The 25,558-nt window shown below is 69.0% G+C and carries 22 protein-coding genes; 9 read left to right on the plus strand and 13 right to left on the minus strand.

Features of this window, described 5'->3' with window-relative positions; genetic code table 11:
• Positions 1 to 95: 95 nt before the first annotated feature.
• Positions 96 to 1,271, plus strand: a complete 1,176-nt coding sequence (locus tag U5A56_RS28955) for a fatty acid desaturase (RefSeq protein ID WP_044846822.1) — start codon at positions 96 to 98, stop codon at positions 1,269 to 1,271.
• On the opposite strand, the gene fdhD is transcribed toward U5A56_RS28955, so the two are convergent.
• Entirely contained in the window at positions 1,256 to 2,086 is an 831-nt protein-coding gene (fdhD, locus tag U5A56_RS28960; RefSeq protein ID WP_135801060.1) for a formate dehydrogenase accessory sulfurtransferase FdhD, read from the minus strand. The two genes, U5A56_RS28955 and fdhD, sit on opposite strands and share 16 nt — an antisense overlap.
• A gap of 114 nt (positions 2,087 to 2,200) precedes the next feature.
• Here fdhD and U5A56_RS28965 point away from each other — a divergent pair, with 114 nt between their 5' ends.
• Positions 2,201 to 2,683, plus strand: a complete 483-nt coding sequence (locus U5A56_RS28965) for a nitrate reductase associated protein (RefSeq protein ID WP_044846821.1) — start codon at positions 2,201 to 2,203, stop codon at positions 2,681 to 2,683.
• 40 nt (positions 2,684 to 2,723) lie between these two features.
• Here U5A56_RS28965 and U5A56_RS28970 read toward each other — a convergent pair whose 3' ends face one another.
• Positions 2,724 to 3,119 carry an acyl-CoA thioesterase gene (locus U5A56_RS28970; protein ID WP_027789162.1) on the minus strand — a complete coding sequence of 132 codons (396 nt, stop codon included), beginning with the start codon at positions 3,117 to 3,119 and terminating at the stop codon, positions 2,724 to 2,726.
• A 175-nt stretch (positions 3,120 to 3,294) separates the two neighbouring features.
• Between U5A56_RS28970 and U5A56_RS28975 the strand changes: the two genes are divergently transcribed.
• Positions 3,295 to 5,166, plus strand: a complete 1,872-nt coding sequence (locus U5A56_RS28975) for an ABC transporter ATP-binding protein/permease (protein ID WP_321925851.1) — start codon at positions 3,295 to 3,297, stop codon at positions 5,164 to 5,166.
• Positions 5,167 to 5,214: 48 nt separating this feature from the next.
• On the opposite strand, the gene murU is transcribed toward U5A56_RS28975, so the two are convergent.
• Both murU and U5A56_RS28985 read right to left on the minus strand, forming a co-directional pair.
• Complete coding sequence (gene murU / locus U5A56_RS28980) at positions 5,215 to 5,937, minus strand: N-acetylmuramate alpha-1-phosphate uridylyltransferase MurU (protein ID WP_321799331.1); 723 nt, start codon at positions 5,935 to 5,937, stop codon at positions 5,215 to 5,217.
• A 31-nt stretch (positions 5,938 to 5,968) separates the two neighbouring features.
• The gene (locus tag U5A56_RS28985; protein ID WP_257773853.1) at positions 5,969 to 7,018 is read right to left on the minus strand and encodes an aminoglycoside phosphotransferase family protein; all 1,050 of its coding nucleotides are present in this window, start codon (positions 7,016 to 7,018) and stop codon (positions 5,969 to 5,971) included.
• A gap of 223 nt (positions 7,019 to 7,241) precedes the next feature.
• Between U5A56_RS28985 and U5A56_RS28990 the strand changes: the two genes are divergently transcribed.
• From U5A56_RS28990 to rsmA, 4 genes are read left to right on the plus strand one after another with little or no spacing between them, the layout of a single operon-like run.
• Complete coding sequence (locus U5A56_RS28990) at positions 7,242 to 9,602, plus strand: LPS-assembly protein LptD (protein WP_321925853.1); 2,361 nt, start codon at positions 7,242 to 7,244, stop codon at positions 9,600 to 9,602.
• Positions 9,603 to 9,653: 51 nt separating this feature from the next.
• Positions 9,654 to 11,012, plus strand: a complete 1,359-nt coding sequence (locus U5A56_RS28995) for a peptidylprolyl isomerase (RefSeq protein WP_124488618.1) — start codon at positions 9,654 to 9,656, stop codon at positions 11,010 to 11,012.
• An 11-nt stretch (positions 11,013 to 11,023) separates the two neighbouring features.
• Entirely contained in the window at positions 11,024 to 12,013 is a 990-nt protein-coding gene (gene pdxA / locus U5A56_RS29000; RefSeq protein ID WP_124521053.1) for a 4-hydroxythreonine-4-phosphate dehydrogenase PdxA, read from the plus strand.
• 49 nt (positions 12,014 to 12,062) lie between these two features.
• Positions 12,063 to 12,893, plus strand: a complete 831-nt coding sequence (gene rsmA, locus U5A56_RS29005) for a 16S rRNA (adenine(1518)-N(6)/adenine(1519)-N(6))-dimethyltransferase RsmA (RefSeq protein WP_321925856.1) — start codon at positions 12,063 to 12,065, stop codon at positions 12,891 to 12,893.
• A gap of 116 nt (positions 12,894 to 13,009) precedes the next feature.
• Here rsmA and U5A56_RS29010 read toward each other — a convergent pair whose 3' ends face one another.
• Positions 13,010 to 13,945: a DMT family transporter gene (locus U5A56_RS29010; RefSeq protein WP_321925858.1), complete on the minus strand. Its 936-nt coding sequence runs from the start codon at positions 13,943 to 13,945 to the stop codon at positions 13,010 to 13,012.
• A 384-nt stretch (positions 13,946 to 14,329) separates the two neighbouring features.
• Between U5A56_RS29010 and gloA the strand changes: the two genes are divergently transcribed.
• Entirely contained in the window at positions 14,330 to 14,719 is a 390-nt protein-coding gene (gene gloA / locus U5A56_RS29015) for a lactoylglutathione lyase (RefSeq protein ID WP_044846812.1), read from the plus strand.
• 100 nt (positions 14,720 to 14,819) lie between these two features.
• Here gloA and U5A56_RS29020 read toward each other — a convergent pair whose 3' ends face one another.
• Genes U5A56_RS29020 through glyQ form a run of 5 tightly spaced genes read right to left on the minus strand, consistent with a single transcriptional unit; the run spans position 14,820 to position 20,274 of the window.
• Positions 14,820 to 15,719 (minus strand): SprT family zinc-dependent metalloprotease, encoded by a 900-nt coding sequence (locus tag U5A56_RS29020; RefSeq protein WP_321799321.1) that lies wholly within the window; start codon positions 15,717 to 15,719, stop codon positions 14,820 to 14,822.
• A gap of 46 nt (positions 15,720 to 15,765) precedes the next feature.
• Complete coding sequence (locus U5A56_RS29025; RefSeq protein WP_044846811.1) at positions 15,766 to 16,530, minus strand: lysophospholipid acyltransferase family protein; 765 nt, start codon at positions 16,528 to 16,530, stop codon at positions 15,766 to 15,768.
• Between the two features lie 43 nt (positions 16,531 to 16,573).
• Complete coding sequence (gmhB, locus tag U5A56_RS29030; protein ID WP_124488623.1) at positions 16,574 to 17,137, minus strand: D-glycero-beta-D-manno-heptose 1,7-bisphosphate 7-phosphatase; 564 nt, start codon at positions 17,135 to 17,137, stop codon at positions 16,574 to 16,576.
• A 10-nt stretch (positions 17,138 to 17,147) separates the two neighbouring features.
• Positions 17,148 to 19,247: a glycine--tRNA ligase subunit beta gene (gene glyS / locus U5A56_RS29035; protein ID WP_321925861.1), complete on the minus strand. Its 2,100-nt coding sequence runs from the start codon at positions 19,245 to 19,247 to the stop codon at positions 17,148 to 17,150.
• Positions 19,248 to 19,269: 22 nt separating this feature from the next.
• A complete protein-coding gene (gene glyQ / locus U5A56_RS29040) occupies positions 19,270 to 20,274 on the minus strand; it encodes a glycine--tRNA ligase subunit alpha (protein WP_080294533.1) in 1,005 nt (334 codons plus the stop codon).
• A gap of 344 nt (positions 20,275 to 20,618) precedes the next feature.
• Between glyQ and U5A56_RS29045 the strand changes: the two genes are divergently transcribed.
• Positions 20,619 to 22,256 (plus strand): tetratricopeptide repeat protein, encoded by a 1,638-nt coding sequence (locus U5A56_RS29045; RefSeq protein WP_321925863.1) that lies wholly within the window; start codon positions 20,619 to 20,621, stop codon positions 22,254 to 22,256.
• 170 nt (positions 22,257 to 22,426) lie between these two features.
• On the opposite strand, the gene lnt is transcribed toward U5A56_RS29045, so the two are convergent.
• The 3 genes from lnt to U5A56_RS29060 all read right to left on the minus strand — a co-directional run bounded on the left by lnt (position 22,427) and on the right by U5A56_RS29060 (position 25,468).
• Positions 22,427 to 24,118, minus strand: a complete 1,692-nt coding sequence (gene lnt / locus U5A56_RS29050; RefSeq protein ID WP_321925865.1) for an apolipoprotein N-acyltransferase — start codon at positions 24,116 to 24,118, stop codon at positions 22,427 to 22,429.
• Positions 24,119 to 24,170: 52 nt separating this feature from the next.
• The gene (locus tag U5A56_RS29055) at positions 24,171 to 25,058 is read right to left on the minus strand and encodes an HlyC/CorC family transporter (RefSeq protein WP_044846806.1); all 888 of its coding nucleotides are present in this window, start codon (positions 25,056 to 25,058) and stop codon (positions 24,171 to 24,173) included.
• Positions 25,059 to 25,345: 287 nt separating this feature from the next.
• Positions 25,346 to 25,468, minus strand: coding sequence for a hypothetical protein (locus U5A56_RS29060; RefSeq protein ID WP_321820344.1), 123 nt, complete (start codon positions 25,466 to 25,468; stop codon positions 25,346 to 25,348).
• Between the last annotated feature and the right edge of the window lie 90 nt (positions 25,469 to 25,558).

The raw sequence follows: 25,558 nt of genomic DNA on the forward strand, positions 1-25,558 counted from the left end.
CCGGCCCGGGGCGCGGTCCGTCCCGTCCCGCTGCGCCGTGCGTGCCGCACGGCTCCTTTTCTTTCGGGCGTGCGAATCGCATGCCTTTCTGCATCATGGTCAACAACGATTCCCAGACACCGGTTCGCGCCGACGAGCCGATCCCGCACCGCAAGGTCATCCGCGCATGGCTCGTGCCGTTCGCCACGCGCGAGATCGTGCGCCCGATCCTGCTGCTCGTGCTCGACTACCTGTTGCTGTTCGCGGCGTTCGCCGGCGCGCTGCTGATTCCGTCGACGGTCGGCAAGATCGCCTGCGGGATGGCCGCCGGGTTCATCACCGGGCGACTGTTCATCATCGGGCACGATGCGTGCCATCAGAGCCTGACGCCCGACCGCCGGCTGAACCGCTGGCTCGGCCGCATCGCCTTCCTGCCGTCGCTGACGCCTTACAGCCTGTGGGAAGTCGGGCACAACGTCGTGCATCACGGCTATACGAACCTGAAGGGCTTCGATTTCGTGTGGGCGCCGCATACGCCGGCGGAATTCGCCGCGCTGTCGCCGGCGCGGCGGTGGCTGGATCGCGTCTACCGGAGCGGGTGGGCGCCGGGCCTCTACTATCTCGTCGAGATCTGGTGGCTGCGGATGTATTTCCCGACCCGGGGCTATATCGGTGCGTCGCGGCCGGTGTTCCGGCGCGACTGCCTGCTGGTGACGGGCTTCGCGGCCGTGTGGATCGCCGCCGTCGTCGGGGTGGCGATCGAGACGCAGCAATCCGTCGCGCTGCTGCTCGCGACCGGCGTGCTCGTGCCGTTCCTGTTCTGGTGCTCGATGATCGGCTTCGTCGTGTATGTGCACCATACCGACCCGCGCATCGCATGGCACGCGAACCGCGCCGAATGGTCGAATGCCGCACCGTTCGTGTCGACCACGCTGCACCTGACGTTTCCGTTCGGTATCGGCGGCCTGCTGCACCACATCATGGAGCACACGGCGCATCACGTCGACATGAGCGTGCCGCTGTACCGGCTCAAGCCGGCGCAGGCGAAGCTCGAGGACATGCTGCCCGGGCGGATCGTCGTGCAGCGCTTCGGCTGGCGCTGGTACTTCGACACGGCCCGCCGCTGCAAGCTCTACGACACCGACCGCAAGCTCTGGACGGACTATCGCGGAAACGTGACGAGCGAGGCGGCACCCGAGGTGCGCGCGCCGGCCGCAGCGGGCGCGCGGCAGGGGGCGGTTCCCGAAGCCGCGGGCAACGCGCCCGCCGCGACCGCTCAGGCGGTGCCGTAATCGACGTGGCCGGTTTCGCGGCAGAAGCTGACGAGCCGCAGGCCGGCCGCCTTCGCGATCTCGATCGCGAGCGACGACGGCGCGGAGATCGTCGCGACCATCGGAATGCCGACCCGCGCCGACTTGCGCACGAGCTCGTAGCTCGCGCGGCTCGACAGGAACACGAAACCGTCGGTCGCGTCGGCGCGTGCCAGCACGAGCGCGCCGATCAGCTTGTCGAGCGCGTTGTGGCGGCCGACGTCCTCGAACGCCATCCGGATCGCGCCTGTTGCGTCGCACCACGCGGCCGCATGCAGGCCGCCGGTGAGCTGCGTGAGCGCCTGGTGCGCCGGCAGCCCATGGGCCGCGCGCGCGAGCGCGTCGGGCGCGAGGCGCGCGAGAAAACCGGTGTCGGGTACGCGTTCGGGCGCGAGGTCGAGCAGGTCGATGCTTTCGATGCCGCACACGCCGCAGCCGGTACGTCCCGCGAGCGCGCGGCGCCGGTCCTTCAGCGCGGCGAACGCCTGCTGGACGACTTCCAGATGCACCTCCGCGTGCGGCAGCGGCGCATCGGCGTGCAGGATCACGTCGATGTCCTTGATGTCGCTGCCGCGCTCGACGATCCCTTCCGAGATCGCGAAGCCGACCGCGAACGCCTCGAGGTCGCGCGGCGTGCACATCATCACCGCGTGCGAGATGCCGTTGAAGACCAGCGCGACCGGCCATTCCTGGCCGACGTAGTCGTGCGCGGTTTCGACGGCGCCGCCGCGCGTGCGGCGCACGGACAGCTCGATCGCGCCGCGCGGCTCTTCTGTTTCGGTCGGATTCACGAGCACTCCCGTTGATTCGAGGCAGGGGCGGCGGCGATCGGATCCGCCGCTCGCGCGCAGAGGTTCTAAAATACCTCAGGCAGGCCGGCCGCGCCGGCATCCGCCACTCAGGTAACGACCATGGGACTCAGCGACGCTCCGCTGCTATTCAATTTCGAACACGATTCGTCGGAAAACCTCACGTACATCCCGATGATCGTGCGTTTCAATCTCGACCGTTTCGGTCTGCGGATTTCGCTGGAGCAGTGGCAATTGCTGCCGCTCGAGGACCGCAAGCTGCTCGCGCGCTTTCCGGCCGACGACGACACCGCGATCGAGCCCAATTTCGATCACGCGCTGTTCGAAATGCTGCGCACGCATGCCGACCTCGAGCCGTCGTGGTTTCAGCCGGACGAGCAGCCGAGCTGGCGCGCGACCGACTCGGTGCCGGACGCGCTCGTGCAGCAGAGCGCGCTGGCCGGGCTGCCGGCGCCCGCGCTCGCGCAGTGGCAGCGGCTCGCGCCGTTCCAGCGCTACGTGCTGGTGAAGCTGTCGCGCAAGCCGAAGCTCAATCACGACTTCGTGCCCGCGATGCGGGAGTTCGGGCTGACGGCCACGCACTGACGGGCCGCATGCGGCGCCGCCGCGCGGCGCGCATGCGTCGTTACAGCGGCGGCAGCTGGCGCGGCTTGCGGTCGGGGCCGGTCGCGACGTAGGTGAGCGTCGCTTCGGTGACCTTCACGATTTCGCCCATCAGGCGCATGCGCTGCGCGTAGACCTCGACGTCGACCGTGATCGACGTGTTGCCGGTGCGCATGATGGTCGCGTAGAAGCTCAGCAGGTCGCCGACGAACACCGGCTGCTTGAATACGAACGAATTGACCGCGACCGTCGCGACGCGGCCGTTCGCGCGCTGGCTCGCGGGGATCGAGCCGGCGATGTCGACCTGCGACATGATCCAGCCGCCGAACACGTCGCCGTGGACGTTCGCGTCGTGCGGTTGCGGGACGACGCGCAGCGCGGGCTGCTTTTGCGGGAGTTCGAGGGTCGAATCGGTCATGGCGGGGGCTTTCATCCTGTAATAAATGCGCCGCCGCGCGCAGGCCGGCCGGCGAGGGCGCCGGCAGCGGCGCGTAGCGGCTTCTGCGACAATACAACGTTCGCAAATTGTACGAGAAAGCGGGCGAGTCGGCCGCCGTGGCACGCGTCCGGCACCGCCGCCGATCCTGATCCCCATGCGCCGATATTCCGCTTCCGGCGAGCCCGCGCCGGCTCCGACCGGGCCCCGCCACGACTGGCAGACCATCCGGTCGCTGCTGCCGTACCTCGCTACCTACAAATGGCGCGTCGCGCTCGCGCTCGGCTGCCTGATCGGCGCGAAGGTCGCGAACCTCGGCGTGCCGGTCGTGATGAAGCGCATCGTCGATCACCTGTCCGCCGTGCAGCAGCTCACCGCGCTCGGCCGCGCGGAGCAGTCGGCCGGCATCGTGCTCGCGGGCGGCGTCGGTTTGCTGGTCGTCGCCTATGCGCTCGTGCGGCTGTCGACGTCGCTGTTCACCGAGCTGCGCGAGATCCTGTTCTCGAAGGTCACCGAGAGCGCGGTGCGCCAGCTCGCGCTGCAGGTGTTCCGGCATCTGCACGGGCTGTCGCTGCGCTTCCATCTCGAACGCCAGACGGGCGGAATGTCGCGCGACATCGAGCGCGGCACGCGCGGCATCCAGCAACTGATTTCCTATTCGCTGTACAGCATCCTGCCGACGCTCGTCGAGGTCGGGCTCGTGCTCGGCTTCTTCGTGGTCAAGTACGAGGCGTATTACGCGTACGTGACGTTCGCGGCGCTGGTCACGTACATCGTGTTCACCGTGAAGGTCACCAACTGGCGCACGCACTTTCGCCGCACGATGAACGAGCTCGATTCGCGCGCGAACTCGCGGGCGATCGATTCGCTGATCAACTACGAGACGGTGAAGTACTTCGGCAACGAGGAGTGGGAGGCGCAGCGCTACGACGAGAACCTGAAGCGTTATCGCAAGGCGGCGATCCGTTCGCAGAACTCGCTGTCGGTGCTGAACTTCGGCCAGCAGGCGATCATCGGCACCGGGCTCGTGTTCATCCTGTGGCGTGCGACGCAGGGCGTGCTGGCCGGCAAGCTGACGCTCGGCGATCTCGTGCTGATCAACACGTTCATGCTGCAGCTCTACATTCCGCTGAATTTTCTCGGCGTCGTGTATCGCGAGCTGAAGCAGAGCCTCACCGACATGGACCGGATGTTCGGGTTGCTGTCGGCCGCGAAGGAAGTCGCGGATGCGCCCGACGCGCGGCCGCTTGCGGTGGCCGGCGCGCAGGTGCGCTTCGAGCACGTGAACTTCTCGTACGAAGCGTCGCGGCAGATCCTGCACGACGTGACGTTTACGATCGACGCGGGCACGACGACCGCGGTGGTCGGCCACAGCGGGTCCGGCAAGTCGACGCTGTCGCGCCTGCTGTTCCGCTTCTACGATCTCGACCGGCAGGCGGGCGGCGCGATCCGGATCGACGGCCAGGACATTCGCGACGTCACGCAGGACTCGCTGCGCGCGTCGATCGGGATCGTGCCGCAGGACACCGTGCTGTTCAACGACTCGATCTACTACAACATCGCGTACGGCCGGCCGACCGCGAGCCGCGACGAAGTGATCGCGGCCGCGCGCGCCGCGCACATCCACGACTTCATCGAGACCTTGCCGAAGGGCTATGACACGCCGGTCGGCGAGCGCGGGCTGAAACTGTCGGGCGGCGAGAAGCAGCGCGTCGCGATCGCGCGCACGCTGCTGAAGGATCCGCCGGTGCTGCTGTTCGACGAGGCGACGTCGGCGCTCGATTCGCGCTCGGAGCGCGCGATCCAGCACGAGCTCGACCAGATCGCGCGGCACCGCACGACGCTCGTGATCGCGCACCGGCTGTCGACGGTCGTGCACGCGCAGCAGATTCTCGTGATGGATCACGGGCGGATCGTCGAGCGCGGCACGCACGACGAACTCGTGCGCGCGGACGGGTTGTATGCGCAGATGTGGGCGCTGCAGCAGCAGCGCGCGGCGGCGGGCGGGGAAGCAGCCGAGGCCGCGTGAGCCTGGCTGCCGCGCCGGGTGGCCCGGGCGCGGTCAGCCGCGAAACGATCAGCCCGCGGCGGCGCGCAGCCGCGCGTCGAGTTCGCCGAGCTGGGCGGGCGTGCCGACGTTCTCCCAGATTCCTTCATACAATTCGCCGCTCGCGCGGCCGGCCTCGATGGTCGCCTTGAAGTAGGGCGTGAGCGGCCGGTGCGTGCCGGGCACGATGTCGCGGAACATCCGCGTGTCGTACACGCCGATGCTGCCGAACGTGACGCGCGGGGCGCCGGCGAGCGCCAGCCGGCCGTCGTCGCGGAGCACGAAATCGCCGTCCGGATGGAACGGCGGGTTCGGCACCATCACGAGATGCATCGCGGGCGCGTCGAGCGCGGCCATCTGCGCGGCGCGCGGCGCGAGCGTCCGGTAGTCGAACGCGCAGTACACGTCGCCCGCGACCGCCGCGAACACCGTCGGCCGGCCGTCGCGCTCGATGAGCGGCAGCGCCTGCGCGATCCCGCCGGCGGTTTCCAGCGCGTCGCCTTCGGCCGAGTACGCGAGCCGCACGCCCCAGCGCGAACCGTCGCCGAGCGTTGCCTCGAGCTGTTCGCCGAGCCACGCGTGGTTGATCACGATCGTCTCGATGCCCGCACGCGCGAGCGCCTCGATCTGCCAGACGATCAGCGGCTTGCCGCCGGCTTCGAGCAGCGGTTTCGGGCGGGTATCGGTCAGCGGGCGCATCCGGTCGCCGCGCCCGGCGGCGAAGATCATCGCCGTGGTCAGGGTAGAGCTCATGTTCGGCTGAGGGGAAGGACGGTGAGGGCGGTCAGAACGTATAGCCGACGTCGGCCGCGCCCTTGCCCTCGAGCTCGTCGAGCAGCTTCGCGAACGGCACGAGCGGGCGGTAGCGCAGCGCGACCTTGCGCGCGTAATTCAGGAAGCGCGGCAGGTCGTTCAGGTAGTGCGGCTTGCCGTCGCGGTAGTTGATGCGCGCGAACAGCCCCAGGATCTTGATGTGGCGCTGCAGCCCCATCCATTCGAGCTGGCGGTAGAACTCGCCGAAGTCCGGATCGACCGGCAGGCCGGCCTTCTTCGCCTTTTCCCAGTAGTACGCGAAGCAGTCGAGCTCGAACTCCTCGTCCCAGCTGATGAACGCGTCGCGCAACAGCGACACGACGTCGTACGTCAGCGGCCCGTACACGGCGTCCTGGAAGTCGAGCACGCCCGGGTTCGGCTCGCACACCATCAGGTTGCGCGGCATGAAATCGCGCAGCATGAAGCCCTGCGGCTGCGCATGGGCGCTCGCGACCAGCAGCGCGAAGGTACGGTCGAGCGTGCCGCGCATCGCATCGGTGACCGGCTTGCCGAGATGGCGGCCGACGAACCACTCGGGCAGCAGCTCCATCTCGCGGCGCAGGAACGCCTCGTCGAACGGGGGCAGCACGTCCGGCTTCGAGCTCAGCTGAAAGCGGATCAGCGCGTCGAGCGCGTCGCGCATCAGCGGCCGCGCGGCGACCGGGTCGGCCGGATCGAGCACCGAGATGTACGACGTGCGGCCGAGGTCGGTCACGAGCATGAAGCCGGCGTCGAAATCGTGGGCCAGCACGTCCGGCACGTGGTCGCCGGCCGCGGCGAGCAGCTGCGCGACCTGGACGAATTCGCGGCACTTCTCGGGCGGCGGCGCGTCGACCGCGACCAGCGAGCCGCCGGGGCTCGTGGCCGACGCGACACGGAAATAGCGGCGGAAACTGGCGTCCGACGACGCGGGCGCGACGGTCGTCAGGTCGAGGGCGAAGCGCTCGGCGAGCGGGCGCAGCCACGCGGTCAGGGCTTCGAGGCGGGCGTCGGGCTGGGATGCGGCGGATGGGGGCGTCATGAAACTCGGCGGAGGGGGGAACGTCTTGCCATATAATACCCCACGACTTTTTTGACGCGCCCCGCGTCAGCTTCCGCCGTGCAGGCCCGCCGCCTGTCGCGCCGTCCGCCCGATCGCCTCCCCGGTTTGCGCTCAGCCGCAGTCGCGGTGCGACGGTGCGGCCCGCCGCGCGCGAATGTGCCGTGCAGCTGCGGTTGACAAGGGGCGATTCGCCAAACGATAGATGCCGCCCAAACCGCTATTCCCGAATGTCTTCCCCGGTGACGGGGCGCCGCGCAAACGGCGGCTCGCGCTCGCGCTCCTGGCCGTGCCCGGCCTCGTGCCGGCCGTGTCGCACGCGCAGCTGTCGGGCGCGGCCGCGCAGCCGCAGCCGCTCGACTCGCCGTGGGACCTGCGTCTCGCCCCGCAGCTCGAGGATCATCCGCTGAAGGACGGCGCGAAGCCGGCCACCTTCGTGATTGCCGACCATACGAGCGGCACGGCCGATCAGGACCTCGCCGCGAAGGGCTCGGCCGAGCTGCGCCGCGGCGACGCGGTCGTGAAGGCCGACGCGCTCCACTACGATCAGGATACCGACATGGCCGACGCGTACGGCCAGGTCAAGGTGGTCAACGGCGGCACGTCGTTCGCGGGCCCCGAGGCGCATCTGAAGGTCGAGGCGAACCAGGGCTTCATGACGGCGCCGAAGTACCACTTCAACGTGACGGGCGGCTCCGGCAGCGCGGAGCGCGTCGACCTGCTCGACAGCGAGCGCTCGGTGTTCGTCAACGGCACCTACACCGCGTGCCAGTGCGCGACGAACCCCGCGTGGTACATCAAGGGCAGCCGCTTCGACTTCGATACCGGCGCCGACGAAGGCACGGCGCGCAACGGCGTGCTGTTCTTCCAGGGCGTGCCGATCTTCGCGAGCCCGTGGATGACGTTCCCGCTGTCGGGCGAGCGGCGCAGCGGCCTCTTGCCGCCGACGTTCTCGATGAACTCGAACAACGGGTTCGAGCTGTCGCTGCCGTACTACTTCAACATCGCGCCGAACCGCGACCTGACGATCACGCCGCGCATCATCTCGCGGCGCGGCGTGCAGACCGAAGCGACGTTCCGCTACCTGTCGCCGTCGTATTCGGGCACGTTTACGGCCAATTACCTGCCGGATGACCGGCTCGCGCACCGCGACCGCTACGCGATCTACTGGCAGCACCAGCAGAACTTCGGCGGCGGTTTCGGCGGCTACGTCTACTACAACAAGGTCTCGGACAACACGTATCCCGAAGACCTTGGGTCGATGAACCAGTTCATCAACGGGACGCAGACGCTGTACCAGCAGGAAGCCGGCCTCACGTACAACAACGGCCCGTGGTCGGTGCTCGCGCGCTACCAGCACTGGCAGACGCTGCCGCCGTCGATCGCGCCGTACAGCCGCGAGCCGCAGTTGAACGTGAAGTACACGAAGTACAACGTCGGCGGCTTCGACTTCGGCGCGGAAGCCGACTATTCGCGGTTCCGCATCACGACCGCCGACATGACCGAAGGCGACCGGATCGTCTTCAACCCGTATATCGCGTACGGTGTGTACGGCCCCGGCTACTTCGCCGTGCCGAAGGTCCAGTACCACTTCGCGTCGTACGACCTGAACCACCTGTCGTCGAGCACGCCGAACAGCCCGAAGCACTTCACCGAGTCGATCCCGACCGTGAGCTTCGACTCGGGCCTGATCTTCGACCGCTCGGTGCGCCTGTTCGGCCAGGACTTCATCCAGACCCTCGAGCCGCGCCTGTACTACGTGTACACGCCGTATCGCGACCAGTCGAACGCGCCGCTGTTCGACACCGCGGAATCGGACTTCGGCCTCGCGGAGATCTACCAGCCGAACACGTTCGTCGGCAACGACCGGATCGCCGATGCGAACCGGATCACGGCCGGCCTGACGTCGCGCTTCATCGATCCGCGCACCGGCGACGAGCGCGCGCGCTTCGTGGTCGCGCAGCAGTACTATTTCGCCGACCAGCGCGTCACGCTGAACTCCGGCCAGAGCGCCGTGCTGGCGCGCCACTCCGACCTGATCGTCGGCGCCGCGCTGAAACTCGGCTCAGGCTTCATGTCGGAGACGGCGTTCCAGTACAACCAGAACAACAACCAGCTCGTGAAGTCGAGCATCGGTTTCGGTTTCAGCCCGGGCGAGCGCCGCGTGATCAACGTCGGCTACCGCTATACGCGTGCGAACACGACGCTCGACAACCAGCCGATCAACCAGTTCCTGGTGTCCGCGCAGTGGCCGCTCACGCGCCGCCTGTATGCGATCGGCCGCTTCAACTACGACCTGGCCGCCGACCGGGTCGTCGACGGTCTGCTCGGCTTACAATACGACGCGGATTGCTGGGCGCTCGGAGTCGGGGTCCAGCGGTACGCGAACGGCGTGAACACGTCGGGGCAGCAGAATTCGTCGACGCGCTTCATGATGCAGCTGACGTTGAAGGGGCTGTCGAGCGTCGACAACGGTCTCGTGGCCGCATTCCGCGCCGGGGTGCCGGGTTACACGCCGCTGCCGTCCGCGCCGCCGCCGATGTCCCGCTTCAGCAACTACGAGTAACGCCGGCTTGTCTGCACCGGTCAGCACGATTTCAATGGAGTATCAGTGGCAATGAAGAAAACCCTTCGTTTCGCGGCAGTCGTGTCCAGCCTCGCCGCCGCCGCCGCGCTGCTCGCCGCTGCGCCGGCCGCGGCGCAGGCGCTTGGTTCGCATGGCGCGCAGCTTGCCGACGAAGTCGTCGCGGTCGTCAACAACGACGTGATCACGGGTCGCGAACTCGACCAGCGCGTCGGCCTGATCTCGCGCCGGCTGCAGCAGCAGAACGCGCCCGTGCCGCCGGCCGACCAGCTGCGCGCGCAGGTGCTGAACCAGATGGTGCTCGAACGCATCCAGGTGCAGAAGGCCAAGGACGACGGGATCCGCATCGACGATGCCACCGTGCAGTCCACGCTGCAGCGCCTCGCGCAGGCGAACGGGATGACGCTCGAGCAGTACCGCGCGCGCATCGTCGCGCAAGGCGTGCCCTGGAGCGTGTTCACGAGCGACGCCCGCACCGAGCTGATGCTGTCGAAGCTGCGCGAGCGCGAGGTCGACGGCAAGATCACCGTGTCGGACGCCGAGGTCGCGAACTACATCGCGAGCCAGCGCGGGCCGAGCGCATCGCAGCAGCAGGACCTGCGCTTCCAGCACATCTTCATCAAGGCGCCGACCAACGCGCCGCAAGCCGACATCGAAGCCGCGCAGAAGAAGGCCGACGCGCTGCTGCAGCAGGCCACGTCGGGCGCCGATTTCGAGAAGCTCGCGAAGAACAACTCGGAAGCGAACGACGCGAAGAAGGGCGGCGACCTCGGCTTCAAGGCGCCGTCCGCGCTGCCGGCCGACGTCGTCGAAGCCGCGTCGAAGCTCCGCCCCGGCCAGGTCAACCCGACGCTGATCCGCGTGCCGGACGGCTTCGAGATCGTGCGTCTCGTCGACCGCCGCCAGAGCCAGGGCGCGACCGCCGCGGCACCGAAGATCGTCCAGACGCACGTGCGCCACATCCTGTTGCGCGTCGGCGAAGGCAAGTCGGAAGGCCAGGCACGCCAGCAACTGCAGGACATCCGCAAGCAGGTCGAGGCCGGCGGCGATTTCGAGAAGTTCGCGCGCACCTACTCGCAGGACGGTTCGGCGTCGCAGGGCGGCGATCTCGGCTGGATCAGCCCGGGCGAGACCGTGCCGGAATTCGAGCGCGCGATGAACAACCTGCAGGCCGGCCAGATCAGCCAGCCGATTCGTACCGAGTACGGCTACCACCTGATCCAGGTGGTCGAGCGCCGCGAGGCGGAAGGCTCGGTGCAGCAGCAGATGGATATCGCGCGCCAGGCGATCGGCCAGCGCAAGGCCGAGCAGGCGTACGCCGACTGGCTGCGTGAACTGCGCGATTCGTCGTACGTGCAGTACAAGATCGGCGGCGTCGGCCCGGCGAACTGAGCGAGCTTCGCATGACGGCATCCGCGCTGCAGATCGCGATCACGACCGGCGAACCCGCGGGTGTCGGCCCGGAGCTGACCGTGCAGGCATTGCAGGATGCCGCGCGGCGCTGGCCCGGCGCGCATTTCACCGTGCTCGGCGACGCCGCGCTGCTCGACGCACGCGCGGCGGCCGTCGGTGCCGACCGGGCGGTGCTCGCCGGCGGCGGGCCGGTGTCGGTCGAGCATCATCCGCTCGCCGTGCCCGCGCAGGCGGGCAAGCTCGACGCGGCCAACGGCCGCTACGTGCTCGGGCTGCTCGATGCCGCGATCGACGGCGCGGTGGCGGGCCGGTTCGACGCGATCGTCACCGCACCGCTGCAGAAGAGCACGATCAACGATGCCGGCGTGCCGTTTACCGGCCATACCGAATACCTTGCGGAACGCACGCACACGCCGCGCGTCGTGATGATGCTGGCAGGCACGGGCGAGCGGCCGCTGCGCGTCGCGCTCGCGACCACGCACCTGCCGCTGAAGGACGTGTCGGCCGCGCTGACGATCGACGGGCTCGTCGAGACGCTGGCGATCGTCGATCGCGACCTGCGGCGCGACTTCGGTCTCGCGGCGCCGCGCATCCTCGTGACGGGGCTGAACCCGCACGCGGGCGAGAACGGCTATCTCGGGCGCGAGGAGATCGACGTGATCTCGCCGGCGCTCGCACGCGCGCAAGCGCAGGGCATCGACGCGCGCGGCCCGTATCCGGCCGACACGCTGTTCCAGCCGCGCCATCTCGAGGGCGCCGATTGCGTGCTCGCGATGTTCCACGATCAGGGCTTGCCCGTGCTGAAGTATGCGACCTTCGGCGAGGGCATCAACGTCACGCTCGGGCTGCCGATCATCCGCACGTCGGTCGATCACGGCACCGCGCTGGATCTGGCCGGCACGGGCCGCGCGGATCCGGGCAGCATGGTCGCCGCGCTCGACACGGCCGTCACGATGGCGCGCCATCGCCGCGCGGCCTGACGCGCGCGAGCCTGACCTCATTCGTCGTATTTTTCGTTTTTCTCAGTCGATGTCGAACAGCAGACAGCACCAAGGCCACTTCGCGCGCAAGCGCTTCGGGCAGAACTTCCTCGTCGATCACGGCGTGATCGACTCGATCGTCGCGACGATCGGTCCCGCGCGCGGCCAGCGGATGGTCGAGATCGGCCCCGGCCTCGGCGCGCTGACCGAGCCGCTGATCGCGCGTCTCGCGACGCCCGAGTCGCCGCTGCATGCGGTCGAGCTCGACCGCGACCTGATCGGGCGCCTGCAGCAGCGCTTCGGCGCGCTGCTGGAGTTGCACGCGGGCGACGCGCTTGCGTTCGACTTCCGCTCGCTCGCGGCACCGGGCGACAAGCCGTCGCTGCGGATCGTCGGCAACCTGCCGTACAACATTTCCAGCCCGCTGCTGTTTCACCTGATGACGTTCGCCGACGCGGTCATCGACCAGCATTTCATGCTGCAGAACGAAGTGGTCGAACGGATGGTCGCGGAGCCGGGCACGAAGGCGTTCTCGCGACTGTCGGTGATGCTGCAGTACCGCTATGTGATGGAGAAGATGCTCGACGTGCCGCCGGAATCGTTCCAGCCGCCGCCGAAGGTCGATTCGGCGATCGTCCGGATGATTCCATACGAGCCGCACGAACTGCCGGACGTCGATCCCGTGCTGCTCGGCGAAGTCGTCACTGCCGCGTTCTCGCAGCGCCGCAAGATGCTGCGCAATACGCTCGGCGACTACCGCGAGACGATCGATTTCGACGGGCTCGGCTTCGATCTCGCGCGACGCGCGGAGGATGTCAGCGTGGCCGAATATGTCGGCGTCGCGCAGGCGCTTGCAGCGGCGCGCAAGGCCGCGGAGTAGCGGCATGCGGGCGTCGCACCTGGCGCCTGCCCCGAGCGCGATCGACGAGGCTGCCCTGAGCGGGCAGCTTTTTTTTCGCGCCGCTTTCGTCGCTGCCGGACCGCGTCCGCGTCGCGTTACGCGCGCCGGCGCGGCGGCGCGTTGACGAGCGCGATTCCCGTCAGCACCAGCGCGGCGGCGGACATGAAGCGCCAGCCGACCGATTCGCCGAGCAGCAGCACGCCGAACGCGACGCCGAACAGCGGCGACAGGAACGTGAACACCGACAGCCGCGACGCGCTGTAGCGCGTCAGCAGCCAGAACCACGACAGATAGCTGACGAACGCGACGATCACCGACTGGTACGCGAGGCTCGCGAGCGCGATCGGCGTGACCCGCGCGAACGACATCTGGCCGAGCAGCACGGCGAGCGCGACCAGCACGACGGCCGACACCGCGAGCTGGTAGAACAGCGTCTTGCTCGCGCTGGCGCGCGCGAGCGACGTCGAGCGCACGACGACCGTCGTCGCGGCCCACATCGCGCCCCCGAGGATCCCGAGCGCGTCGCCGGCGAGCCCGGCCAGCACCGATGCGCCGGGCGCGCGCGGCGTCAGGAAGCCGTCCGCGAACGCGAGCGCGATGCCGGCGAACGCGAGGCCGACGCCGGCCCACTGGACGCGCTGCAGCCGTTCGCCCGGCGCGAACAGGTGCAGGCCGAGCGCCGTGAAGCACGGTGCCGTGTACAGGAAGATCGCCATGTGCGACGCGCTCGTCAGCGTGAGCCCGAAGAACACGCAGATGAACTCGCCGGCGAACAGCGCACCGGCCGCGATGCCCGCGCCGAGCGTGCCGTCCGCGCGGAACAGCGGCGTGCCGCGCGAGCTTGCCCAGCCCCACAGCAGGAGCGCGGCGATCACCGAGCGCAGCCCGGCCTGGAACATCGGCGGGATCGCCGCGTTGGTGCTCTTGATCGCGACCTGCTGGAAGCCCCAGATCGCGCACAGCAGCAGCATCACGCCGACGGCGCGCATGTCGAGCGCGCGTCGCGCGGGCGTGCCGGCGAGCGCGGTCATCGGCGGACCTCGCCGATGCGGCGGGAAGCGGGCTGGGGCATGGGCAGAGACTTGGGCAAAGACATGGTCAGCGGCGGACGGACGGCGCGTCCGGCGCGCTCGAATCGGCGATTTCTCACGGCAGGCTGTGTGGCTGGAATGAGGCGGTGGTCGCGTTCTGGCTGCGGGCGGCATGCCCGTTTTTGGTGCGAAGTGGGAGGATGTTACCCGATCGATGGACTTGCCGGGGGCGTCGGGCGCAGTGGTTTCCCCTGCCGCACGGGCTTCGCGCTCGCCGTGCGGATGCTTGGGTATCGGCCGGTGGCGCACGGGGCGCCGGCGGCGGGATTGACCCGACTCCGGTAGAATTTCCGCTTCTGGAAAGTCCCCACAGGAGTACAACACATGCGTTTGCTGCATACGATGCTGCGAGTCGGCGATCTCGACCGCTCGATCAAGTTCTACACCGAATTGCTCGGCATGAAGCTGCTGCGTCGCGAGGATTATCCGGAAGGCAAGTTCACGCTCGCGTTCGTCGGCTACGAAGCGGAAAGCGCGGGCACCGTGCTCGAGCTGACCCACAACTGGGATACGCCGTCCTACGATCTCGGCAACGGCTTTGGCCATCTGGCGGTGGAAGTCGACGACGCGTACGCGGCCTGCGACAAGATCAAGGCGCAAGGCGGCAAGGTGACCCGCGAAGCCGGCCCGATGAAGCACGGCACGACCGTGATCGCGTTCGTCGAGGATCCGGACGGCTACAAGATCGAGTTCATTCAGAAGAAGGCGCACTGAGCGCCGGGCGCGCGGCGCACGACGTGCGTCGCGGGCAGGAAAAACGGGCGATGTGGTGGAATCCGCATCGCCCGTTTGTATTTTGGTGCGGCCGATCGCGTCAAAGCGCCGGCAGCAGTTCGGGCGGGTGATGCTTGAGCGTGTGCCGCGCTTCGCGGAATTCCGGGAAGATCGATTCGACGGTCTGCCAGAAGGCCGGGCTGTGGTTCATCTCGCGCAGGTGCGACAGCTCGTGCGCGACGACGTAGTCGACGATCGACATCGGGAAGTGGATCAGCCGCCAGTTCAGCCGGATCTTGCCGTCGCTCGAGCAGCTGCCCCAGCGCGTCGCCGCCGACGACAGCGCATACATCGAATACGTGACGCCGAGCCGTTCCGCGTAGACCGCCAGGCGTTCGCCGAAGATCCGCTTCGCTTCGCCCTGCAGCCAGCCCTGCACGCGATCCTTGATCTGCTGCATGTCGGCCTGCGCGGGCAGCGGCAGCGACAGCCGTTGCGCATCGGCGTCGAATGCGACGGCGCCCGCGCCGAGCGCGACCGTGATCGTCTTGCCGAGATACGGGAGTTGCGCGCCGTCGCGCCAGTCGATCTGCGGCAGCGCGCGCTGCTCGGTGCGGGTCTTCCACTCCGCGAGCTTCGCGAAGATCCAGCGCTGCTTCTCGGCGATCGCCGCTTCGATGTCGGCGAGCGTGACCCAGCGCGGCGCGGTGATCGACAGCCCGCTGCCGTCGATCGTGAAGCCGATCGTGCGGCGCGCGGAGCGCTTCAACCGATATTCGAGCACGCGGCTGTCGAGTGCGAACGTGCGGACGCGGGAGCGATCGGGTGCGGGACCCGGATCGAGCGGCACCGCGGGAGCCGCAGCCGCTTCAGGCGGCGACGGCAGCGCGGCGGGCGCCGACGGTGGCGGCGATGCTGCCGGCCCGTCGAAGAGCGGCAGGTCCATCTGGCGATGATCGAGTGCCACGATGGCAGGCCGTGGCCGCGGACGCTTTTTCATCAGTTCGCTTCGTTTCGTCGTACGCAACGGCTGCAATCCGGGTGATTCAGACGCGTGCGGCATCGCGCGTGCCGGCATTGCCCGGCTGGCGATACGCATCGGGATCGATGCGGCGCATTTCCGCTTCGATCCATGCTTCGACCTGCGAGTTCAATACGTCGGGCGTCTTGCCTTCGACCGGAATCGGCTTGCCGATCGACACGGTGACGACGCCCGGGAACTTCGTGAACGAATTGCGCGGCCACACCCGACCTGCATTGTGCGCGATCGGCACGACCGGCGCGCCGGTTTCGATCGCGAAGCGCGCGCCGCCCGTCTTGTACTTGCCCTGCTTGCCGACCGGCGTGCGCGTGCCTTCCGGGAACATGATCATCCACGCGCCTTCCGACAGGCGCTTCTTGCCCTGGCGGATCACCGACACGAAGGCATTCTTGCCTTCCTTGCGGTTGATGTTGACCATGTGCAGCAGCCCGAGCGCCCAGCCGAAGAACGGCACGTACAGCAGCTCGCGCTTGAACACGTAGCAGAGCGGCTTCGGCATCAGCGCCGGAAACGCGAGCGTCTCCCACGCGGACTGGTGCTTCGACAGCAGCACGGCCGGGCCGTCGGGCAGGTTCTCGTAGCCTTCGATCCGGTAGCGGATGCCGTTCAGCCAGCGCACGACCCACAGCGTCGACTTGCACCAGCCGGCCGCCATCCAGTAGCGCGCGTCGGGGCGCATGAACGGAAAGGCGATGAAGCACGCGGTGGCGTACGGCACCGTGTACAGGATGAAGTAGATCAGCAGCAGCAGGGAGCGGACGAAGCGCATCGGCGTGGGTCTGACAGTAGGGAGGATGCGCGCGGCGGCCGCATCACTCGTGTTCGTGTGAAAGGAAGTCGAGTGCGAACGCGCGCAGGTCATCATGGACCTGCGTGCCGTCCGGCAGGTTGCCCGCGGCGAGCGTCTTCTTGCCCTTGCCGGTCAGCACGAGGTGCGGCCGGAAGCCGACCGCGACGCCGGCCTGCAGGTCGCGCAGCGAATCGCCGACGGCCGGCGTGTGACCGGGATCGATCTCGAAGCGCTCGGCGATCATCTGCATCATGCCGGGTTTCGGCTTGCGGCAGTCGCAGTGGTCTTCCGACGTATGCGGGCAGAAGAACACCGCGTCGATGCGCGCGCCGACCGCGGCCGCCGCGCGATGCATCTTCAGGTGCATCGCGTTGAGCGTGGCCATGTCGAACAGCCCGCGACCGATGCCGGACTGGTTGGTCGCGACGACCACGCGATAGCCGGCGTGGTTGAGTCGTGCGATCGCCTCGAGGCTGCCGGGCAGCGCGATCCACTCGTCGGGCGTCTTGATGAACGCGTCCGAATCGACGTTGATCACGCCGTCCCGGTCGAGGACGACGAGCTTGCGGTTGGGGCTGGTCGGCATCGTTCGGCCTTTACGCGGCGAGCTTCGAGATGTCGGCGACGCAGTTCATCTGCTGATGCAGCGCCGACAGCAGCGCGAGACGGTTCGCGCGCAGCGCGGGATCCTCGGCGTTGACCATCACGTCGTTGAAGAACGTGTCGACCGGCGCGCGCAGCGCGGCGAGCGCCGACAGCGCGCCCGTGTACGCACGCGCCTCGAGCTGCGACTGCACGTGCGGCGTCACGGCCGCGAGCTGCTCGTGCAGCGCCTTCTCGGCGGCCTCGACGAGCAGCGTCGGCTGCACCGTGCCGTTCGCGCCGCCTTCCGACTTCTTCAGGATGTTCGAGATCCGCTTGTTCGCGGCCGCGAGCGCTTCGGCTTCCGCGAGGCGCGTGAATTCGCGCACCGCGTCGAGGCGCGCGACGAGATCGTCGACACGCGTCGGGTTCAGGCTCAGCACCGCGTCGACTTCGCCGGCCGAGTAGCCGCGCTCGCGCAACAGGCCGCGCAGGCGGTCGATGAAGAACGCGAAGATCGCGTCGGTCGATTCGGCGACGCCCGGCACGCCTTCGAAGCGCGCATGGGCCGTGCGCAGCAGCGACACGAGATCGAGCGGCAGCTGTTTCTCGAGCAGCAGGCGCAGCACGCCGAGCGCGTGACGGCGCAGCGCGAACGGATCCTTCTCGCCGGTCGGCGCGAGGCCGATGCCCCAGATGCCGACGATCGTCTCGAGCTTGTCGGCCAGCGCGACGGCGGTGGACACCGGCGTGGTCGGCAGCGCGTCGCCGGAGAAGCGCGGCTGGTAATGCTCGGCGCACGCAAGCGCGACGTCGTCGGGCTCACCGTCGTGGCGCGCGTAGTACGTGCCCATCGTGCCCTGCAGTTCCGGGAACTCGCCGACCATGTCGGTCAGCAGGTCGGCCTTCGCGAGGCGCGCGGCGCGCTTCGCGTGCGCGGCGTCGGCACCGATCGCGGGCGCGATCTCGCCGGCGAGCGCCTCGAGGCGCTCGACGCGTGCGAGCGCCGAGCCGAGCTTGTTGTGATAGACGACGTTCGCGAGCAGCGGCACGCGCTCGGCCAGCGGCTTCTTCTTGTCCTGTTCGAAGAAGAACTTCGCGTCGGCGAGGCGCGGGCGCACGACGCGCTCGTTGCCTTCGATGATCTCGCCCGGCGTCTTCGTCTCGATGTTCGACACGATCAGGAAGCGCGAGCGCAGCTTGCCGGCGACGTCGGTGAGCGCGAAGTACTTCTGGTTCGTCTGCATCGTGAGAATCAGGCATTCCTGCGGAACCTGCAGGAATTCGTCCTCGAAGCGGCACGGATAGACGACCGGCCATTCGACCAGCGACGTCACTTCGTCGAGCAGCGACTCGGGCATCACGACCGTGTCGCCGTTCGCGTGTTCGTTCAGCTGCGTGCGGATCGTTTCGCGGCGATCGGCGAAGTGCGCGATCACGCGGCCCTTGTCGCGCAGCGTGTCGGCATACGCGCGCGCATGCTGGATCGCGACGAGGCCGTCGGACAGGAAGCGGTGGCCGAGCGTGGTGTCGCCGGCATCGACGCCGAACGCGGTGACGGGCACGATGCGGTCGTCGTGCAGCACGGTCAGGCGGTGCACCGGACGCACGAACTTCACGTCGGAGCCGTCCGGGCGCTGGTAGGTCATGACCTTCGGGATCGGCAGCTTCTCGAGCGTTTCGTCGAGCGCGGTCTGCAGCCCGTCGGCGAGCGTCGCGCCGGCCGCCGAGTAGTTGACGAAGAACGCTTCGGCCTTGCCGTCCTGCGCGCGCTCGAGATCGGCGATCGACAGGTTCGGATGGCCGAGCGCCGCGAGCTTCTTCGCGAGCGGGGCGGTCGGCCGGCCTTCGGCGTCGAGCGCGACGGACACCGGCAGGACCTTTTCGCGGACCTGCTTTTCAGGCGCGACGGCGCGCACGTTCTGCACGACGACCGCGAGGCGGCGCGGCGTGGCGTAGCGTTCGAATACGAGTTCGCCTTCGATGAGATCGCGCGCCGCGAGGCGTTGCGCGAGGCCTTCGGCGAATGCGTCGCCGAGGCGTGCGAGGGCCTTCGGCGGCAGCTCTTCGGTCAGCAGTTCGACGAGCAGGGGGGCGGGATGATTGTGCGTCATGTGTGGATTGAATCTCGTCTCGTCAGTCCTGATCGATCTTGCGTTCGACCTTGAGCGGCGGCGCCCATGCCGGCTGGGCGGCGTCCTGGGCGTCGGTGGTGAGGCCCGGCACGCCCGGCGGGTTGCCGAGCATCGGGAAGCCGAGCTTCTCGCGCGAGTCGTAGTAAGCCTGCGCGACGAGACGCGACAGCGCGCGGATGCGGCCGATGTACGCCGCGCGTTCCGTGACCGAGATCGCGCCGCGCGCGTCGAGCAGGTTGAACGTGTGGCCGGCCTTCAGCACGAGCTCGTACGCGGGCAGCGCGAGCTGCGCGTCGATCATCTTCTTCGCTTCCGCTTCGTAGCTGTTGAAGAACGTGAACAGCAGGTCGACGTTCGCGTGCTCGAAGTTGTAGGTCGACTGCTCGACCTCGTTCTGGTGGTAGACGTCGCCGTACGACAGGCGGCGCAGCTCGGGGCCGTTCGGGCCTTGCTCTTCCCATTCGGTCCACACGAGGTCGTACACGTTCTCGACCTTCTGCAGGTACATCGCGAGGCGCTCGAGGCCGTACGTGATCTCGCCGAGCACGGGCTTGCAGTCGAGGCCGCCGACCTGCTGGAAATACGTGAACTGCGTGACTTCCATGCCGTTCAGCCACACTTCCCAGCCGAGGCCCCACGCGCCGAGCGTCGGGTTCTCCCAGTCGTCTTCCACGAAGCGCACGTCGTTCTGCTTCAGGTCGAAGCCGAGCGCTTCCAGCGAACCGAGGTAGAGATCGAGGATGTTTTCCGGCGCCGGCTTGAGCACGACCTGGTACTGGTAGTAATGCTGCAGGCGGTTCGGGTTCTCGCCGTAGCGGCCGTCCTTCGGGCGGCGCGACGGCTGCACGTAGGCGGCGCGCCACGGCTCGGGGCCGACCGCGCGCAGGAACGTGTGGACGTGCGACGTGCCCGCGCCGACTTCCATGTCGATGGGCTGGAGCAGGGCGCAACCCTGCTTGTCCCAGTAGGACTGCAGCGTCAGGATGATTTGCTGAAACGTAAGCATGAAGAGCCTTCGTGGCGCTGGCGCTCCGTTGCGGGCGGCGCTCCGGGCGGGGCCCGGAGGGTCGGCTCGCGCGGCGGCGCGGCTTGTTAGTGTGCTGAAACGTGCAATTTTACCGGATCGGCGGCCGGATGCGGCCGGAACGCGGACGAAGGGGGCGTCGACGGTGTTTCGGGCGAGCCGTGCGCAGCCCGTGCGCGGGTCGTCGATGCGCGCGGTGCGCTCGCGCGCGGTGTCGCGATGCGCTGCTCGCTCCGCCTGCCGCGCCGCTTTGCGCGGGCGTTAAGATGCGCGTATTGCGGCGCGCGCGACGCCTGCCGCGCGACCGATTGCCCACTCCGGACCGCATGGACGATTCGAACGACCTCCTCATTCCGCTGATGCCGCCGCTGCTTGCGCTGCTCGGGCAGGCCGCCGACGCGCACGCGCGCGGCGAGCGCGACGCGCATGCGCTCTGGCTCGCCGCCGCCGGCCATCTGCACGCCGTCGACATGGCCGCGCTCGCGCAGCTTACCGCGGCGCTCGTCGCACGGCAGCGTGGCGCCGACGCGCTCGCGCTGGCCGAATGCGCGCTGCGCGTGCATCCGGGCGCCGGCGCGAGTTTCAATCATGGCTATGCGCTGCAGATGCTCGGCCGTCACGCTGACGCCGTCGCGTCGTACCGCGCCGCCTATGCGCTCGATCCGGGCTGGCCGTCGCTGCGCAACAACCTGGCGATCGCGCTGCGGCTGTCGGGCGGCGACCGCAACGAAGAAATCGCGCTGCTCGACGCGGCCGTGGCGGCCGACCCGCACGACGTGCAGGTGTGGACCAACCTGGTCGTCGCGCGGCTCGCGACGCAGGACCTCGACGGCGCGCTCGCGTGCGCGGCGCGGCTCGCGGAGATCGCGCCCGACAATGCGCTCGCGCAGAACAACATCGCGATGGCGATGAAGGAGGCGCAGCGCTGGGACGACGCCGAGCGTCATGCGGCGCGCGCGTGCGAGCTGGCGCCCGACGATGCGTCGTTCCGTTTCAACCTCGCGATCATCCAGCTCGTGCGCGGCAACTACGCGGCCGGCTGGCGCGGCCACGAGGCGCGCTGGGACGGTGCCGGCGAGCTGCGCGGCCGCCGGCCGGTGCTGCCCGGCCCGCGCTGGCACGGCGAGCCGCTCGCGGGCAAGACGCTGCTCGTCTGGGGCGAGCAGGGGCTCGGCGACGTGCTGCAGTTCGCGCGCTTCGTCGCGCCGCTCGCCGAGCGCGTGCACCGCGAGGGCGGCCGGCTCGCGTGGAACACGTTTCCGCAGGTGGGCACGCTGATGCGGCGCAGCCTCGGCGCGCACGCGGATGCGTTCAGCGCGGGCGGCGGCGTCGACGCGCTGCCGGCATTCGACTACGAAGTGCCGCTGATCGGCCTGCCGTTGATGCTCGGGATGGAGACGTCGACGCTCGGCGCGGCGGTGCCGTACCTGCATGCCGATCCGCGTGCCCGCGACGCATGGCGAGCGCGGCTCGCGGGCGATGGCCGGCTGAAGGTCGGGCTCGTATGGACGGGCAGCGCGGGGCACCAGCGCAATCCGTTGCGGCGCGTCGGGCTCGAGCGTTATGCCGATGCGTTGCGCGGTGTCGACGGCGTCGCGTTTTACTCGCTGCAGCCGGGCGCGGACGCGGATGTCGCCGCGGCGCGCGCGGCCGGTTTCGCGATCGAGGACTTCACCGGCGAACTCGAGAGTTTCGACGATACGGCCGCGTTCATCGGCGCGCTGGATCTGGTGATCACGGTGTGCACGTCGGTCGCGCACCTGTCGGGCGCGCTCGGCGCACGCACCTGGGTGCTGCTCGACGTGAATCCGCACTGGCCATGGCTGCTCGAGCGCACCGACAGCCCGTGGTATCCGACCGCGACGCTGTACCGGCAGCCGACGTTCGGCGCATGGGCGCCGGTGCTGGAAGCGCTCGCGCGGGATCTGCGCGGCCTGGCCGCGGCCGCGCAGCGGCCGGCCTGAACGGCTGGCCGGCGCGACGTCGCGCGTCGTTGCTTCCTGCATGCGGCTTGCCGGGGTGTCGTGCGGACTCGGCCTCGTGCGCCGAACGTCGGCGGGCGGGGCGGTCGGCATGCCGCATCGACGGCGGCGGCTGCGCCGCGCCGCGCCGCGCGCGCCGGCCGCCCGATGCGTCAGGCGTTGCGGTCGCCGCCGGCCTTCGCGCCGTTGCCGCGGCGCAGGCCCGGCCCGAACGTGAAGCCGAACGCGAGCAGCACCAGCGACACCGCGAGCACGATGTTGTTGCCGCTCGTCACGTACGGCGTGAAGCCGCTCGTGCCTTCGATCCGCACGTCGAGCGAGCCGATCGTAAACGGCTTGAGCTGGCCGAGCACGCGGCCGCGCGCGTCGATCGCGGCGGTCATCCCGGTATTGGTCGAGCGCAGCATCGGCCGGCCCGTTTCGAGCGCGCGCATCCGCGCGATCTGCAGGTGCTGGTCGAGCGCGATCGTGTCGCCGAACCACGCGAGGTTCGTCACGTTGACGAGCACGCCGGGCGGCTGCCGATTGTCGCGGATCGTCGCGGCGATTTCCTCGCCGAACAAGTCCTCGTAGCAGATGTCGGCCATCACCGGCTGGTTGTGCACGAGGAACGGCTTCTGCACCGGCGCGCCGCGCGCGAAGTCGCCGAGCGGCATCTTCATCAGGTCGACGAACCACCGGAAGCCCCACGGGATGAACTCGCCGAAGGGCACGAGATGGTGCTTGTCGTAGTGATAGATGTCGCGCGAGTGCGGCGTTACGCCGTACAGGCTGTTCGTGTAGTCGACGTAGTGGCCGTCCGGCGTGACCGATGCGCCGACCGCGCCGAACAGCACGGCCGAGCCGGTCGTGTCGCTGAACTTGCGGATCGCGACGGCGAACGGTTCGGGCAGTTCCTGGATCATCACCGCGATCGCGGTCTCCGGCGTGACGATCAGGTCGGCCGGTTTCTCGACGATCATCTGCGTGTACATCTTGATCGCCGCGTCGATGCCTTCCTGCTCGAACTTGATGTCCTGCTTCACGTTGCCCTGGAGCAGCCGCACCGTGAGCGGCGCGTTCGCGGGCACGGTCCACGCGGCCTGCGACAGCGCGATGCCGGCCGCGACGAGCGCGACGGCGATGCCGGCCGGCGCGGCGATGCGCACGCGCGCGTTGCCGGCGGCGCCGCGTTCGGATGCGGGCGCCCGGCGCGCGGCGACGAGCGCCTGCACGACCAGCGCGGCGAACAGCGCGAGCACCCAGGCGATGCCGTACACGCCGACGACCGGCGCGAAGCCCGCGAACGGTCCGTCGACCTGCGGATAGCCGCTCGCGAGCCACGGGAAGCCGGTGAATACGGTGCCGCGCAGCCATTCGCCGAGCGCCCAGGCGCTCGCGAACGCGAACGCGCCGTGCCAGGTCGGCGAGAACGGCCGCGGATCGGGTTCGCGGCGATGCCATGCATGGCCCGCGCAAAACGACCAGAGCCCCGCCGAGAATGCCGGGTACAGCGACAGGTAGAGCGAGAACAGCACCAGCGCGCCGCCCGCGAGCGGCGCGGCCATCTCGCCGTACACGTGCATGCTGATGTAGAGCCACCAGATGCCGCTGATGAAGTTGCCGAAGCCGAACGCGCCGCCGGTGAGCGCGGCGCCGCGCCAGCTCGACGTGCGCGTCAGCTGCGCGAAAAACCAGACGAATACGACGAGCTGGAGCCAGCCGCCGTGCGGGGTCGGTGCGAAGCTGAGCGTATTGGCCGCGCCGGCGAGCAGCGCGGCCGGATAGTGCCAGCGCGGCAGCGTGCGGCCGGGCGCCGGCGCGAGAAGACCGCCAGCCGGGCGGGACGGGATCGGATCGTCCATGTGAAGCGAAAGAGGGCGAGCGGTTGAAGGAGACGCGGCCGGCGCGAGACGGTCAGTCCTCGTGCGAGGTTTCGGCGCGGCGGCTCGCGAGGGGGTTGCGGCGCACCAGCAGCACGTGGACCTGGCGCGCATCGCCGCGCTGGATCTCGAACACGAGGTTGCCGAGCTGCAGCTTCTCGCCGCGGTGCGGCACGCGGCCGAAATGATGGGTGATCAGCCCGCCGATCGTGTCGACCTCGTCGTCGGGGAAGTCGGTGCCGAACGCCTCGTTGAACTGTTCGATCTCGGTGAGCGCGCGCACGCGGAAGCGGCCGTCCGGCCCCGAGATGATGTTGCCGGCTTCCTCGTCGAAGTCGTATTCGTCCTCGATGTCGCCGACGATCTGTTCGAGCACGTCCTCGATCGTGATCAGGCCCGCGACGCCGCCGTATTCGTCGACGACGATCGCGAGGTGGTTGCGGTTCACGCGGAAGTCGTGCAGCAGCACGTTCAGGCGCTTCGATTCGGGAATGAACACGGCGGGGCGCAGCATCCCGCGCACGTCGAATTCCTCTTCGGCGTAGAAGCGCAGCAGGTCCTTCGCGAGCAGCACGCCGATCACGTTGTCGCGGTTCTCCTCGTACACGGGGTAGCGCGAGTGCGCCTTCTCGAGGACGAACGGGATGAAGTCTTCAGGCTTGTCGGCGATGTTGATCGCGTCCATCTGCGCGCGCGGCACCATGATGTCGCGGGCGCACAGGTCGGACACCTGGAACACGCCTTCGATCATCGACAGCGAATCGGCGTCGATCAGGTTGCGTTCGTGGGCGTCCTGGAGGATTTCCAGCAGCTCGGACCGGGATTCCGGCTCGGGCGAGATGAAGTCGGTCAGGCGCTCGAGCAGCGAGCGCTTTTCTTGCGGTTTGTCGGTGAGCTTACGACTGGGATACGAATCGTTCATGGTGGTGCGCCCGGGTCATGCCGGGGCGCGCGGTCACGGAGTAGGCAAGGATACACCAAGGGCATGGCGCGGCCGTGTCACACCGGCCGTCCGGCCAGGGGCAGGCGGCGCGCACGAGCCCCGCTCGGGAACGGCCGCGCCGGGCGCGACGCCGTCCTGTGTATCCATCCTATCTCAGAAAGGGGCGGCGGGGCACGGCGGCAAAAAAAGCGGAGGCGACCGGCCGGCCGGTCGGCGTCGGCGGCATTTCGTCGCGGGCCGGGCGGGCCGGGCGGGCGCCCGGACCCTCAGAAGCGCATGCCGGCGGAACAGCCGCCGGCGGCCGCGCCGTTGGTCGCGGCGCCGCCGCAACCGAACATGCCGCAGCCGGACAGCGCGACGCTCGTGGCGACGAGCAGCGCGGCCAGCATGACGCGCGATCTGCGTGACGGGTTCATCGGCGCGGATTCTCCTTCGAATGCACGGGGGCGGCGGCCGGCGTCGCGCAAGCCGGCCGGTCG

The organism is Burkholderia sp. BCC1998 (genome assembly GCF_905339875.1).
Taxonomy (GTDB): Bacteria; Pseudomonadota; Gammaproteobacteria; order Burkholderiales; family Burkholderiaceae; genus Burkholderia.